The sequence below is a fragment of the Halorientalis pallida genome, from assembly GCF_049605515.1.
GTDB lineage: Archaea > Halobacteriota > Halobacteria > Halobacteriales > Haloarculaceae > Halorientalis > Halorientalis pallida_A.
Map to the genome: position 1 here is coordinate 598,462 of NZ_CP187158.1, position 13,801 is coordinate 612,262.

Annotated in this window: 13 protein-coding genes; 5 read left to right on the forward strand and 8 right to left on the reverse strand. The window is 67.9% G+C overall.

All coding sequences use genetic code 11. From position 1 onward, the window contains the following. Window positions 1-6: 6 nt before the first annotated feature. Window positions 7-1,035 (reverse strand): NAD(P)H-dependent flavin oxidoreductase, encoded by a 1,029-nt coding sequence (locus ACOZ4N_RS04695; RefSeq protein ID WP_424018778.1) that lies wholly within the window; start codon window positions 1,033-1,035, stop codon window positions 7-9. 93 nt (window positions 1,036-1,128) lie between these two features. Here ACOZ4N_RS04695 and tmcA point away from each other — a divergent pair, with 93 nt between their 5' ends. The 4 genes from tmcA to ACOZ4N_RS04715 all read left to right on the forward strand — a co-directional run bounded on the left by tmcA (window position 1,129) and on the right by ACOZ4N_RS04715 (window position 5,418). After that, window positions 1,129-3,372 carry a tRNA(Met) cytidine acetyltransferase TmcA gene (gene tmcA, locus ACOZ4N_RS04700; RefSeq protein WP_424018779.1) on the forward strand — a complete coding sequence of 748 codons (2,244 nt, stop codon included), beginning with the start codon at window positions 1,129-1,131 and terminating at the stop codon, window positions 3,370-3,372. Beyond that, window positions 3,369-3,881, forward strand: coding sequence for a DUF456 domain-containing protein (locus tag ACOZ4N_RS04705; protein WP_424018780.1), 513 nt, complete (start codon window positions 3,369-3,371; stop codon window positions 3,879-3,881). The genes tmcA and ACOZ4N_RS04705 overlap by 4 nt, the downstream gene beginning before the upstream one ends. Window positions 3,882-4,098: 217 nt before the next feature. Then, window positions 4,099-5,202: a glutamate-cysteine ligase family protein gene (locus ACOZ4N_RS04710; protein ID WP_424018781.1), complete on the forward strand. Its 1,104-nt coding sequence runs from the start codon at window positions 4,099-4,101 to the stop codon at window positions 5,200-5,202. A gap of 60 nt (window positions 5,203-5,262) precedes the next feature. Continuing rightward, complete coding sequence (locus tag ACOZ4N_RS04715; RefSeq protein WP_424018782.1) at window positions 5,263-5,418, forward strand: hypothetical protein; 156 nt, start codon at window positions 5,263-5,265, stop codon at window positions 5,416-5,418. Here the strand turns inward: ACOZ4N_RS04715 and ACOZ4N_RS04720 are convergent. After that, complete coding sequence (locus tag ACOZ4N_RS04720) at window positions 5,415-6,149, reverse strand: N-acetyltransferase family protein (RefSeq protein WP_424018783.1); 735 nt, start codon at window positions 6,147-6,149, stop codon at window positions 5,415-5,417. The genes ACOZ4N_RS04715 and ACOZ4N_RS04720 overlap by 4 nt on opposite strands. Window positions 6,150-6,314: 165 nt before the next feature. On the opposite strand from ACOZ4N_RS04720, the gene ACOZ4N_RS04725 reads away from it, so the two are divergent. Next, window positions 6,315-8,201 carry a PAS domain S-box protein gene (locus tag ACOZ4N_RS04725; RefSeq protein ID WP_424018784.1) on the forward strand — a complete coding sequence of 629 codons (1,887 nt, stop codon included), beginning with the start codon at window positions 6,315-6,317 and terminating at the stop codon, window positions 8,199-8,201. 18 nt (window positions 8,202-8,219) lie between these two features. Here ACOZ4N_RS04725 and ACOZ4N_RS04730 read toward each other — a convergent pair whose 3' ends face one another. The 6 genes from ACOZ4N_RS04730 to ACOZ4N_RS04755 form a co-directional block, all read right to left on the reverse strand. Beyond that, the gene (locus ACOZ4N_RS04730; RefSeq protein ID WP_424018785.1) at window positions 8,220-8,624 is read right to left on the reverse strand and encodes a DoxX family protein; all 405 of its coding nucleotides are present in this window, start codon (window positions 8,622-8,624) and stop codon (window positions 8,220-8,222) included. An 86-nt stretch (window positions 8,625-8,710) separates the two neighbouring features. Next, window positions 8,711-9,097 carry a hypothetical protein gene (locus ACOZ4N_RS04735; RefSeq protein WP_424018786.1) on the reverse strand — a complete coding sequence of 129 codons (387 nt, stop codon included), beginning with the start codon at window positions 9,095-9,097 and terminating at the stop codon, window positions 8,711-8,713. Window positions 9,098-9,112: 15 nt separating this feature from the next. Beyond that, complete coding sequence (locus ACOZ4N_RS04740; protein ID WP_424018787.1) at window positions 9,113-10,780, reverse strand: FAD-dependent monooxygenase; 1,668 nt, start codon at window positions 10,778-10,780, stop codon at window positions 9,113-9,115. Next, window positions 10,773-12,437: an electron transfer flavoprotein subunit alpha/FixB family protein gene (locus ACOZ4N_RS04745; protein ID WP_424018788.1), complete on the reverse strand. Its 1,665-nt coding sequence runs from the start codon at window positions 12,435-12,437 to the stop codon at window positions 10,773-10,775. Before ACOZ4N_RS04745 ends, ACOZ4N_RS04740 begins: the two co-directional genes overlap by 8 nt. A 2-nt stretch (window positions 12,438-12,439) precedes the next feature. Beyond that, the gene (locus tag ACOZ4N_RS04750; protein WP_424018789.1) at window positions 12,440-13,294 is read right to left on the reverse strand and encodes an electron transfer flavoprotein subunit beta/FixA family protein; all 855 of its coding nucleotides are present in this window, start codon (window positions 13,292-13,294) and stop codon (window positions 12,440-12,442) included. A gap of 171 nt (window positions 13,295-13,465) precedes the next feature. Further along, on the reverse strand, window positions 13,466-13,795 hold the full coding sequence (locus ACOZ4N_RS04755) for a 4Fe-4S dicluster domain-containing protein (protein WP_092692384.1): 330 nt from the start codon (window positions 13,793-13,795) through the stop codon (window positions 13,466-13,468). Window positions 13,796-13,801 lie beyond the last annotated feature (6 nt).

A 13,801-nucleotide genomic window follows, 5' to 3' on the forward strand; every position in this document is an offset into this window, starting at 1 on the left:
CCCGGGTCAGGGCCCGGTCGTGAATTCTGACAGGGCGTCGATACGCTCGCGCGCTCCGGCGACCAGGTCGTCGACGATCTCCGCGGCCGGGCGCACGTCGTCGGTCAGGTCCACGCTCTGACCGGCGTACATGGCCATCTCGTCGACGGCCCCCTCCATGTCCGCGATCGGCGGATCGTCGTCGTACCGCTCGACCGGATGGCCGTTCCCGTATCGTGCGACCTCCTCGTCTTCGCCCGGGCGTTCACCGACCGGCGGCTGGCCCGCCTCGACCCACTCGGCGTACGTGTCGTTTTCGAGCGTTCGGTGGGGCTGGCCGGGCCAGCCGCCGTCGTACAGCTCCGACCGGACGGCCGCTCGGGCGTCGGCCTCAGTGACTGCCCGCTGGTACTCCCGGTGGGCCTGTGACTCGGCGGCGGCGACGAACCGGGTCCCGAGCCACGCGCCGTCCGCGCCCAGCGCCAGCGCGGCGGCCAGCCCGCGACCGTCCGCGATGCCGCCGGCCGCGATCACCGGCACGTCCTCGCCCGCTACGTCGGCGACCGCCGGCACCAGCGGCATCGTCGCCACGTCGCTCTGGACGTGACCTCCGGCCTCCCAGCCCTGACTGACCAGTACGTCCACGCCCGCCGCGACGGCCTCGCGCGCCTCCTCGGCGCTCCCGACGGTCTGTAACACCGTCCCGCCGGCGTCGTGGACCTGCTCCACGTACGGGGCTGCGTCGCCGAAGGAGAACGAGACGATCTCCGCGCCCGCGCCGAGGCAGACTTCCAGGTGGTCCGCGGTCGCGTGGATGGTCGTGTCCGGATCGAGGACGAGGTTCACGCCGAAGGGGCGATCCGTTCGCTCTCGGGTCGCCGCGATCACCGACGCCGTGGCGTCGAGGCCGAGCCAGGTGACCGCGAGCGTCCCGAGTCCGCCGGCCTCGGAGACGGCGGCCGCGAGGTCGGGACAGGAGACGCTCCCGATGGGGGCCTGCACGATGGGCACGTCGATGCCGAGCCGATCACAGAGGGGGGTCCGCAGCGTCGACATGGGCGGCCCTTCCGAGGCCCCGCAGTTGAGTGTTCGGGCACGAGATCCGGCAGGACCGCCAGACCCAAGCCGCCGGCCCGTCGAGAGGCGCGTATGTTCGACGGTGCCGTCCGCCGGTTACGAGCGGAGGCTCGCGAGACCGACGAGCGCCGCCTGCTCGTCCTCGCGGGCGACCCCGAGCGGACCCGCCGGGCCGCGGCGGAGGCCCTCGACGCCGCGGCCGTCAACCCCGCCGATGCGACGCTGGTCGGTCCCGATCCCGCGCTCGACTGTGAACACCTCCCGCCGGAACGGTCGGCGGAACTGCTCGGCACCACCCGCGATGCCGTCGTCCTCGACCTGCACGCGGCCTGTCGGCCCAACACCATCGGCCGGGCCGTCGGCGTCGTCGACGGTGGTGGCCTCCTCGTCCTGCTGACGCCGCCACTGGACGCCTGGGCCGACCGCCGCGACGGGTTCGACGAGGGACTGGCCGTCCCGCCAGCCGACCTGTCGGCCGTCAGCGGTCACTTCCGCCGCCGGCTGGTCGACACACTCCGGACCCACCCCGGAATCGCAATCGTCGACGTGGACGCAGAGCGGATCGACCGCGACGGCCTGACCGAGCCCGCGCCGGTGCTCGCCGGTGGCGGACTGTTACTCCCCGACGCGCGAACCTTCCCCGATCACGTCTACGAGGCCTGCCTGACCGACGATCAGGTCGAGGCGGTGCTGGCACTCGAACGCCTGCGCGAGGACGGCCAGGCCGTCGTGGTCGAGGCCGACCGCGGGCGGGGGAAGTCGAGCGCCGCGGGTCTGGCCGCCGGCGCGCTCGCACTCGCTGGCGAGGACGTACTGGTCGCGGCACCAGCGTACCGCAACGCCGCCGAAGTCCTCGCGCGCGCCCAGGAACGCCTGTGCGCCGCGGACGCGCTCGTCTCCGCGGACGACCCGGAGACACCTCACGAACTGGCCGCGCCGGAGGGCCGGATTCGATTCCGGCGGGCGGCCGACGTTGCGGATGGCGGCCTCCCCGACGATCCCGACGCGGTGATCGTCGACGAGGCGGCCGCGCTCCCGGTCCACGTCCTCGAATCGTTCCTCGACGCACCGTCGGTCGCGTTCACGACCACCGTCCACGGCTACGAGGGCGCGGGCCGGGGCTTCTCCGTGCGCTTTCGCGACGCCCTCGACGAGAGCGACCACGCGGTCGGTGAGATCCGCATGGCCGAGCCGATCCGGTACGCGGCCGGCGACCCCGTGGAGGTGTGGGCGTTCCGCGCGCTGTTGCTCGACGCCAGCCCGCCGGTCGACCCGCTCGTGGCCGACGCCGAACCCGAGTCCGCCGAGTACGTCGCGCTCGACCCCGCGGACCTCGTGGCCGACGAGCCCCTCCTCCGGGACGTGTTCGGCCTGCTCGTGCTGGCGCACTACCGGACCGAGCCCGACGACCTGGCGCGACTGCTGGATGCCCCGAACGTGGCCGTCCGCGCCCTGCGGTTCGACGGCCACGTCGTCTCGGTCGCACTGCTGGCCCGGGAAGGCGGGCTCGACGCCGAGACGCGAGCGGACATGTACGACGGGGCACGGATTCGCGGGAACATGCTCCCCGACGTGCTGACGACCCAGCTCCGGGACGAGTCGGCTGGCGTCCCCGTGGGCTACCGCGTCCTCCGGATCGCCACCCACCACGCGGCCCGGTCCCGTGGGCTGGGGTCGCGCCTGCTCAGCGAGGTCCGCGCGGAGTTCGGCGACGACGTGGACTGGCTGGGTGTCGGGTACGGCGCGACCCCGGAACTGCTGGATTTCTGGACCGGGAACGGCTACGCACCTGTCCACCTCTCGACGACGCGCAACGACGAGAGCGGGGAGTACTCCGCGCTGATGCTCGACCCCACGAGCGACGCGGGGGCCGACCTGTTCGACCGTCACGCCGACCAGTTCGTCGCGCGCATCGGGGACGTGCTGGCGGACCCGCTGGCAGACCTCGATCCAGACGTGGCGCGGGCCACCCTCTCGGGACTGGACCGCGACGCCGACCCGGGTCTCGCCGACTGGGAGTGGCGACAGGTCGCGAGCGCGGCCTTCGGTCCCGGGCTGTTCGACATGGCACCCGGCCCGTATCGCCGGCTGGCCGTCACGTACTTCACCGCCGACGTGGACCGCGACCTCACGGCCCGCCAGGAGCGACTGCTCGTCATGAAACCACTGCAGGCCCGACCGTGGGACGACGTGGCGGACGCACTCGACTACCACTCGACGGCACAGGCGATGCGCGCGCTCGGCGACGCGCTGGAACCGCTCGTCGACGAGTTCGGCCCGGACGCGGCACTGACGGAGGCTGACCGATACAGATGACTGGACCCGTACTCACGACCGTTCTCGGCACGGACCTGGTGGTGTGGCTCGCGATTGGGCTCGCACTGGCCGGCGTCATCGGCACGCTCGTCCCGCTCGTTCCCGGCGCGCTCATCTCGCTGGGTGGTGTCTACCTCTACTGGTGGTCGACGGGCTACACTGACCCCGGCGTGCTCGTCCTGGGCGCACTGACGGCACTGGGTCTGCTGATCGTCGTGGTCGACTGGTTCGCCGGCGCTGTCTCGGCGAAAGTCAGCGGGGCCGGTACCACGACGAGCCTCCTGGCCGGTGTCGCCGGGTTCCTGCTGTTTTTCGTCGCCGGACCGGTGGGCATCCTGCTCGGCGTCGCCGGGGTGGTCTTTCTCGCGGAGATCCGACGGACCGGCGACGGCCCCGCCAGCGCCCGCACGGCCGTCTACACGACCGTCGGGATGCTCGCGAGTACCGTCGCGCAGTTCCTGCTGACGACACTGCTGGTCCTCGGATTCCTGCTCGCAATCTTGATCTGAGTGGCCCTACCTGACGGATGGGCATCTTTCTCCGACTTCTATAGCATATACAACTACTTTGAGGCAGAGATATAGCTGTTCCGGGCGGAAATGGGGCGAAAATATTTGCAAGTGGCGGAACTTACTTGTCGGAGAGGTTCGTTGGTCGAGGCGACAAACGTTACCACGGGTCGCGGTGTCCGATCGTCGGCACTGCCGGTCCCGTGTCGGGATCACTATGTCAGGGAACTCGCTCCGTCGGAGCATCGAGGTCGAGTACTGGGTCGTCGACGCCGAGGGACGGCTGGCCGAGCCGGGTGACCTCGTGAACGCGTCCCCGGGCGTCGAGCGTGAGTTCGTGGAGCCACTGCTGGAGATCAAGACCACACCGTGTGAGACGACCCGCGAACTCCGCCGCGAGTTGTTCGAGCGGATCGGAGCCGTCCTGCGTCAGGCCGAGCGGTCGGGAAAGCGACTCGTGCCGCTGTCGACCCCGATCCACGATGGCGTGATCCGGGATCGGCCCAGCGAGCGGACCCGGATTCAGGACCGCATCCTCGGCGACGACTTCGAGTACGTGCGCCACTGCGCGGGCACCCACGTCCACGTCGAGCAGTCACCGGGCGACGAGATCGACCAGTTGAACACGCTGATCGCGCTCGATCCCGCGCTGGCGCTGGTCAACTCCTCGCCGTACTTCCGCGGGCGGCGGCTCGCGGCTGGCGCGCGGTCGAAACTCTACCGCTGGCTGGCCTACGACGACCTCCCACACCAGGGGCGGCTGTGGCGCTACCTCGACGAGCGCGACCAGTGGACCCGACGGCTCGAACGGCGCTACGAGGAGTTCGAGCGTGCGGCCGACGAGGCGGGCGTCGACCGCCACGCGGTGGCGGCGAACTTCGACCCCGAGAGTGCGGTCTGGACGCCCGTCCAGTTGCGGGACCGGTTCGGAACCGTCGAGTGGCGCTCGCCCGACACCGCACTCCCCAGTCAGGTCGTCAGCCTCGCCGACTCGGTGGCCACCGTCGCGACGAACGCCGCGGACACGCCGGTCCGTATCGGCGACGATACCGGACGCGTGACCGACGCGGAGATCGTCCTCCCGCCGTTCGAGACGGTGATCGAACACGTCAACGCCGCCATCCGTGAGGGGCTCGCCTCGGGCCAGGTCCGGTCGTACCTGGAACGCATGGGGTTCGACATCGCGGCGTACGAACCGCTCGCTCACGACATCGACGGCGAGGGGACGGTGACGCCCGAGCAGGCACGCTCGCTCCGACTGGAACAGGCCGACCGACTCGAACGGGACCTGGGGCGAACCCAGGTGGTCGGCGACGACTGAGCGAGCGGGCCGTCGGTCGCTATCGAGTGAACGATTAGGGAGGCCGACGAACGGTCGCCTATGGCCACCTGTTCGGAGGCCGACTGTGAGGCGTCGGCCGCCGTGGAACTACACATCCCCTGGGACGAGAACCGATTAGTGTGTGCCGGCCACGCCCGAGTCTGGGCGCAGAAAGACGGTGTGGTCCCCGACCCGCTCGACGACGCGGACCTCTAGAGGTCGATCTCCATCATCACTTCGTCGATATAGTCGCCGTTCATCTTGTAGTGATCGTGGCGGCGGGCCTCCTCCTCCCAGCCGTGTTCTTTGAGGAACTCGATGGCGGCCTCGTTCGTCGAGGGCACGCTGTTGTAGATCCGTTCGTAGCCCTGCTGTGCGGCCCATTCGAGGCCGCGCTGGAGGAGGTGACTCCCGATGCCGTGTTCCCGGTACTCGTCGAGGACGCCGACGGTGAGCTCCGCGGTGTGTGACAGCTTCTCCATCTCCGGGTGTTCGAGGTGGACCCAGCCGACCACGTCGTTCTCGACGCAGGCGACGAAGAACATCCGCGACTCCAGTTCGTTGTGTCTGAGCAGGACCTCCTCGTGGTCGAGCATGTCCGCGACGCTCTCGGCGACGACGTAGGTGCCCGCGTCGATGGCCGAGCGCATCACACCGACGATGCCGGTCATGTCGGCCTGCCGGGCCTGCCGGATCGTGTACTCGATCTCGTCTTCCTCGTACTCCTCCTCGGCGGCTTCGTCGTACGCTATCTGGAGGTGCCCCTCGTCGGTCTCCGTGAGAATCCCGTCGCGTTTCAGAATCGCCACGTGGTGGCCGAACTCCCGTGGCTCCATGTTCAGCGCGTCGCGCGCTTGCTCCTGGGCCACGTCGCCGTGACTCTCCACGTACTCGTACACGTCTTTGCGCCCGCGGTGGCCGAACTCTAACTTCTCCGTGAGTTCCATGCGATGCGTTACCACGCCACGACACTTAACTGTTTGTCAACTGGGGACAGTCGCGACGGCACTGTCGCCAGCCGTTAATCTCCCCGATACAGGGGCTGGATTTAATACGGGTAGGGTCCTGATGTTAGACGATTTGCCGTCGGCATTCGGCCGTGTGTATCCGTGATGGACGAACGACACCTCTCTCCGACCGGATTGTCCGCCCGACCGATCAGCGTCCTGCACGTCGACGACGATCCGGCGTTTCTGGATCTGGCAGGTGAGATGCTGGACCGCACCGACGAACCGCTCGACGTGACGACCGAGACCGACCCCCGCGATGCGCTGGAGCGACTCGCGTCGTCGTCGTTCGACTGCGTCGTCAGCGACTACGATATGCCACAGATGGACGGGCTGGAGTTCCTCCGGCGCGTCCGCGAGGACCACCCGGAGCTACCCTTCGTCCTCTTTACCGGCAAAGGGAGCGAGGAGATCGCCAGCGAGGCGATCTCCGCGGGCGTGACCGATTACCTACAGAAGGGGCCCCGGGAAGACCAGTACGCACTGCTGGCGAATCGGATCGTCAACTCGGTCGAACACCACGTCGCTGAGCGCGAGGTCGACGAGACGCGGACCCGCTTTTCGAAGCTGCTCGAACACTCCGCCGACTACATCTTCATCATCGACGCGGCGGGGACCCTGACCTACGTCACCCCGTCGGTCGAGCGGATCCTCGGCTACGAGCCAGAGGACCTGACGGGCGAAAACGCGTTCGAGTTCCTCCATCCCGACGACGTGGAGCGGATTCGGTCCGAACTGGCCGACGTACTGGACGCGCCGAACGCGGAGAAGACGGTGGAACTCCGGACGAAACACCGGGACGGCTCCTGGCGCTGGGTCGAGATCAGGGCCCGGAACCTGCTCGACGACCCGGGCATCGAGGGCATCGTCGGCAACGTCCGGGACGTGACCGCCCGCAAAGAGAGCGAAGCGGAACTGGACTGGCATCGCTCGGTCATCCGGAGCATGGACGAGGGCGTCTACGTCCTCGACCGCGACTACGAGTTTCAGTTCATCAACTTCCGTGCCTCCCGGACCGTCGACCTCTCGGCACAGGCGTGGATCGGGGAGCACGTCTCCTATCTCGACGAGGTCGGAATCTTCTCCGAGTCGGCGGTCGCGGACGTTCGGGCGGCGGTCGACGACGTCGCCGCCGGCGAACGCGACGAGGTCACGCTCGTCCTCGAACCGGAGGTCCCGCCGTCGACCGACTACCTCGAACTCCGAATCCGGCCGCTGGAGACGGACGACGACAGTGAGTTCATCCTCGCGACGACGCGGGACATCTCCGAGCGGAAACGCAACGAACTCGACCTGGAACGCAAGAACGAACGGCTGGAAGCGTTCGCCTCGGTCATCAGCCACGACCTCCGCAATCCGCTGGAAGCCGTCTCCACATCGCTCGACCTGCTCGACGCCGAAGTCGACAGCGACCACCTCGACCGGGGCCACCGCGCCGTCGACCGCATGGAGCGACTGATCGACGAAGTCCTCGCGCTGGCCCGAGAGGGCAGAACCATCGACGATCCGTCGCCAGTGTCCCTCGCCACCGTCGCTCGCGACCGCTGGGCGTCGATCCCGACCGGCGATGCGACCCTCACCGTCGACACGGACGCGCACATTCTCGCCGACGTGGGCAGGCTCGAACAGTTACTGGAGAACCTCTTTCGGAACTCGATAGAACACGCTGGCGATGACGTGACCGTTCGACTCGCGTCGGTCGAACCCGCAGCGGACCGTGACGGCGCGGAGGCGGACTCCGAGTTCGGCTTCGTCGTCGAGGACGACGGCCCCGGCATTCCACCCGAACACCGCGACCGAATATTCGAGATGGGCTACTCGACGGCCGAGGACAGTCCGGGGCTGGGGCTCACCATCGTCGACGACATCGCGCAGGCCCACGGCTGGTCGGTCACGGTGACCGAGAGCGACGGCTGGGAGCACGCCGACGGCGAGGGCCAGTCGTCATCCGGCGGTGCCCGCTTCGAGTTCACCGGCGTCGAACGCTTCTGAGAGAGACAGTGCGGTCGGCTACTCGTACGTGTACCACAGCGCCCAGGCGATCAGGACCCCCTGGAACGGGAGCCGAACCCAGCGGCCCAGTCCCGGTTCCGCGATGGCCGCCGGCGCGCCCTGGATCACGACGCCGGACGTGGCCATGTAGACGTTCGCGGGGAAGACCGCGAGCAACAGTGCGACCAGTCCCCAGGCCGCGACCCGGCGCGTCCGGGGCACCATCACGCCGATCCCCAGGCCGATCTCGGCGATCCCCGAGAGGTAGACGAGCGCCGTAGCCGCAGGCAGTTGCGGCGGGACGATCTGGGCGAACAGGTCCGGCACGACGAAGTGGAACACACCGGCGACCACGTAGACGGTCCCCATCACGTAGACGAGCGGCGTCTTCACCTGCGACAACTCGTAGCTCTGCGTGGACATATCACTGCTCGTGGCCGTTCGGGCTTTGATCCTTCGCATCTCGTCGGCGTTCCGGCGACCCCACTCGACACCTCCGTGTCGTGCCGTCAGTCGTCGCCGGTACCACGCTCGGGGACGCCGGTCAGCATCGCCGCCACGTCCCGGATGTTGTGCGTGTCGAGCAGGAGTTCGGCGGCTTCACGCACCGTCGCGTCCGGATCCGTCTCGACGCCGTAACAGGCCGTGTACAGCGAGAGGTAACCGTTCATCGCCTCGTGCAACAGGTCGAACTCCCGTTCGGAGAATCGGACCCCCCAGTCGTTGGCCCGTGCGTCGACGTAGATCATCACCGTCGGCCCGAGTCCCTCCCGGCAGTACTCCATCGCCCTGTCCGGCGTCGGCGGATCGTCCGGCGGGTCGAACGCGTCCCGGTCCGCCCGGTAGCGCTCCACGGCGGACTCGATCCGGGCGGGGTACGATTCGGTGTCGGTCATTCCAGACGAGGGGCCTCAGCCCTGCTTGAACTCCACGCCCTTGCCGCCGGCGGGGTGTTCCCACTCCGTGTCGGCGACGATGGCACAGGTGCCACACTCGACGCAGGGCTGGGTGTCCAGGCTCACGAGGTGTTCCTCGTGGCCGTTGGTCTTGACCGTCTCGTCGCGGTAACAGCCGCCGCCGAAGTCCTTCGCGCTGACCGGGCAGGCCGACACCGCGGCCCCGCTGGCCGCGAAGGAGTTGTCCTGTAACTCGATGTGCGGGTCGCCCACGTCGTAGGTGAGGTCGCCGATGCGGTCGGCCAGGTCCGGCGGCTCCACGTCGTTTTCCTCCCGGACCGGCGTCCCGAGCGCCTCCGCGATGGCCGTCGGCGCGGTCACGTACGGCGTCCGCGTGTCGGGCATGACCGACATCACGAACGGCGAGTTGAACGACCGTCCGAGCAGGCCCAGCCGGTCGGCCGCCTTGATCCCCAGCTTCCCGAGCGACGAGTCGACGAGCGAGTCCGTGACCGACGCCACGGCACCGTTCTCGCCGACCGTGCTCGCGACTTTGTAGCTGGTGGGCCGGAGCTTCTGCATCACGCCCTCGTCGCGGAGTTTCGTCTCGTAGCGCTGGCCGGCCTCCTCGGGCCGTCCCCGGGTCTGGGCCTCGCTGAAGGCCTCGGCGGCCAGCGCGCCCGCCGAGACGGCGTGGTTCATCCCCTTGATGATCGGGCCCTGGGCCTGCATCTGCCCGGCGGCGTCGCCGACGAGCATGAGCCGACCCTGGTGTGGCGAGGGATGGGCGACTTTCTTCGAGTCCGGGACGAGTTTCGCCCCGTACTCCAGTTCCTCGTACTCGCCCTGGAGCCACTGGTCCAGCAGCGGGTGAGTCAGCAGGGCGTCTAGGAGTTCGTGGGGTTCGGCCTCCTCCGCGACCAGCGAGTCCAGATGGAAGACGGTCCCGATGGACAGCGAGTCGTCGTTGGTGTAGAGGAAGCCCCCGCCCCGGACGCCCTCGAACAGATCGCCCGAGAACAGGTGCGCTACGCCCTCGTCGTCGGCCACACCGAACCGCTCGGCGATGGCTCCCTCGGGCATGTCGACGATGGCCTTGACCCCCTGGAACCACTCCTCGGGGTCCTCCCAGTCCATCAGGCCTGCGTCACGTGCCAGCTCGGAGTTGACGCCGTCGGCCGCGATGATCGCGTCGGCCTTGATCGGGTCGAGTTCCTCGCAGGTGACGCCGACGATCTCGCCGGCCTCCCGGAGCAGGCCGTCGACGTGGACGCCGGTGAGCAGGCCGCCGCCGGTCTCGCGAGTTACCTCGTGGACGCGATCTTCGAGCCACGAGTCCATGTGTCGCCGCAGGACGGCGTCGGACCACATCGTGTCGTGTTCGTGGAGATCGGTCAGGTCGATTGTCTTGACCTTCCGGCCGGCCACGTTGTGGAGATAGTACTCCGTGACTGGCCGTTCGCTGGCCTCCGCCCGGAAGTTCGGGAACAGGCCGTCGATGGTGTACGGTGCGGACTCCTCGGCGTAGATGAGTCCACCCGAGACGTTCTTCGAGCCGGACTCGACGCCCCGTTCGAGGACGAGTGTCTCCACGCCGTTCTGTGCGAGTGTCGCCGCCGCGGCCGCGCCGCCGGGACCGGCCCCCACGACGACGGCTTCGTAGTGTTCGTAATCGTCAGTCATCGGATGCACCTCCTGCCAGCGCCTGGATGTCCAGTTCGCCTTTCTCCAGGGAATCGGTCAGTTCCGGCAGGATCTCGAACAGATCGCCCTGGACGAAGTAATCGGAGAAGTCGACGATGTCGGCGTCGGCGTCGGTGTTGATCGCGATGATCGTGTCCGACTCGTCCATACCGACCTTGTGCTGGACGGCCCCGGAGATGCCCGCCGCGATGTACACGTCCGGTTCGACCTCCTGGCCGGACTCGCCGATCTGGCGTTCTTCGGTCACGTACTGCTCCACGTGGCCCGCGAACTGGTAGGAGGCCGTGATGACCCCCCGGGAGAGCCCGAGGTCGGCCTCCTCGAACTGGTCGACCAGGTCGAGACCGAGTTCGATCCCCTCGGTCGGGTCCGACCCGATCCCGCGACCGAGCGCGACGATGACATCGTTGCCCGTGAGGTCGACGCCGCCCTCCAGCTGGTCGTAGTCGGTGACTTCGACCCTGAACCAGTCGTCGTCCAGCGGCATCTCGTGTTCGATCACCTCGCCCTCGCGCTCGGGGTCGGGATCGGGCACGTCGAAACTCCCCGGGATCACCGAAGCGCCCTGCGGGTGGAACTCCCGCCCGGGCTTGTCAAGACAGAGGATCGTCGAGTACTCGAACCCGGAGAAGTCCGGGCGCTTCATGTGAAGCACGCGCTGGAACTCGACGGTCTCGCCGGGCTTGCCCGTCTTCGCCGGGTTCGAGATGTCCGCGGCCTCGATGAACAGGTCCGAACAGTCAGAGGCCAGGCCGGAGTCGAATTCGGCCTGAGCCAGCGCCGAGAGGTCACGGCCGTTGTTCGTCGCCGGGAAGACGGTGTAGCGGGGTTCGTCGTAGTCGCGCCAGTCGTCCTCGGCCCGGTCGTCGCGGCCGAACGGGTGGCCCCCGTTGCGCGCCATGTCACAGAAGATCCGGGTGTAGGGCGTGTGGCGGAACCGGTCGAGGCGTTCGTCTTCGAGGTAGATCACGCGGTCGGCCCCGTAGGCGATGCACTCCTCGGCCAGCTCGCCCACGCCGTCGCCGATCAGCACGGCGATGACCGACTCGCTCTCCCCATACTCGTCGTTGTACCCGTCCATCAACTCGCGGGCCTTCCCGAGCATCTCCTTCGATACGTCGATCAACTGCCCCTGCTGGGTCTCACAGTAGACCCACATGTCCCGGTAGTCGCCGTCTTCCAGCGCCCGGACGTGCTTCTTGTCCGCCGTCGGGTGATCGAGGTCCGGGTACTTCTCCTCGGGGTCCTCGATGACCACTTCCTCGTCCTCGCCGTCGTCGTCGCTGTCCTGTAGCGTGTCGATACGCCCCTCGATCTGACTCTTTGCCGTCTTGCGGTCCTGACCGGCCTTCTCGCGCTCCAGCAGGTCTTCGAGGACCTCGACGTCCTCGATGTCCCGGACCATGTTCGCCACGTCGGCGACGGTCATGTCGTCCAGGTCGGCGTCGCTCGGATCGACGTCCTCGTCCTCGCCCTCGACCGTTTCGAGTCGGTCCTCGATGAGCGTCTTCACTGGCGCGCGGTCCTCCCCGTCTTCCTCGGCCGCCAGCATCTCGCGCAACTCGTCGGCGTCCTCTATGTCCTTGATCTTCGGTCCGAGGTCGGCGATCTCGTGGTCGGTGGGATCGATCTCCATCGTCAGTCAGCCTCCGCGTACGGTTCGAGTTCTTCGAACACCGTTGCCATCGCCCCCTCGTCGCCCGGGTCGACCATCGTCGCCTCCCGTTCGGAGGGGGCTTTCGGAATCGGGTCGACGCCGGCCACGATGGTCGGCGAGCCGTCCAGGCCGATGAAGTCCGGATCGAGGTTCAGTTCTGCCTGATCGTACACGTCGAGGTGGTCCTCGAAGTTCTCGGCTCGCTCCTGCGTCTCGGCCCGGAGGTCCTTGTGCCGGAGCCGGTGCTCGGCCTTCCGGTAGGTCGGCTCGAACTCCGGATCTGCGACGACGAAACACGGCAGCGGCGCTTCGACGGTCTCGATCTCCTCCACGTCGCCCTCCACGAGCCGTTTGGCCCGAAGGGTGCGTTCCTCCTCGTCGATATCCAGCGCGACGACGTGGGTGACGATTGGCCAGTCCTGACACCAGCAGGTCTGTGGGCCGGTGTGGCCCGTCTCCCCGTCTGCCGTCTTGAAGCCCGCGAACACGATGTCGGGTTCCTCGTCGAGGTGGTCGATGCCCGTCGAGAGGGTGATCGACGTGGCCCACGTGTCGGCTGCGCCCATCTCACGATCCGAGAGGAGATAGAGGTCGTCGGCGTACACGTCTGCCATCCCCTCCTGCAGGACCTCCTTGTACCCCGGCGGGCCCATGCTCATCAGCGATACGGTGCCGCCGTGACGAACCTTCGTCTGGAGTGCCGCCTCCAGCGCGTGCTTGTCGTTGGGGTTCATCACGGTCGGTGTCTTCCCGCGCTCGAGGTGTCCGTCCTCGTCGAACGACACCTGTCCCTCCCTGAAGTCCGGAACGCCTTTCGTAAGTACCAGTGTGTGCATAGGTATCACGCCATTTGGGTGAACATCACTACCACTGTCGTCCTGGTATTTTGCTATTGTGCTTTTTCCAAGATCTTACAGGTAGCTGGGGGGCTACCGGCCAGTATCGGGAGGGAGAAAATCGGGGCGTCGTCAGCGGTCGGCAGTCGTCAGCGGTCGATCAGCGGTCGATCAGATACGGCCCGCGCGGCCGGGGTCCACGTCGATGGCGTCGACCGGGCAGACGTCGACACAGAGCATGCAGTCGATGCACTGCTCCTCTTTGGCCGGGTCGGCCTTGATCTCGCTCTCGGGGTGGTCGGGCGTGTCCACCCACTCGAACACGTCGACCGGACAGTCCTCCAGACACGCGCCGTCGGCGATACAGATGTCGAAGTCGACGGCGACGTGTGTCCCGTGGATACCCAGTTCCTCGGGTTCGTCGACCGGCCCCCACACGGCGTGCCCGTCGTGGTCCTCCACCTTCTCGCGGTTCTGCTCGAACTCGGGATCTATGGCCATTGGTAG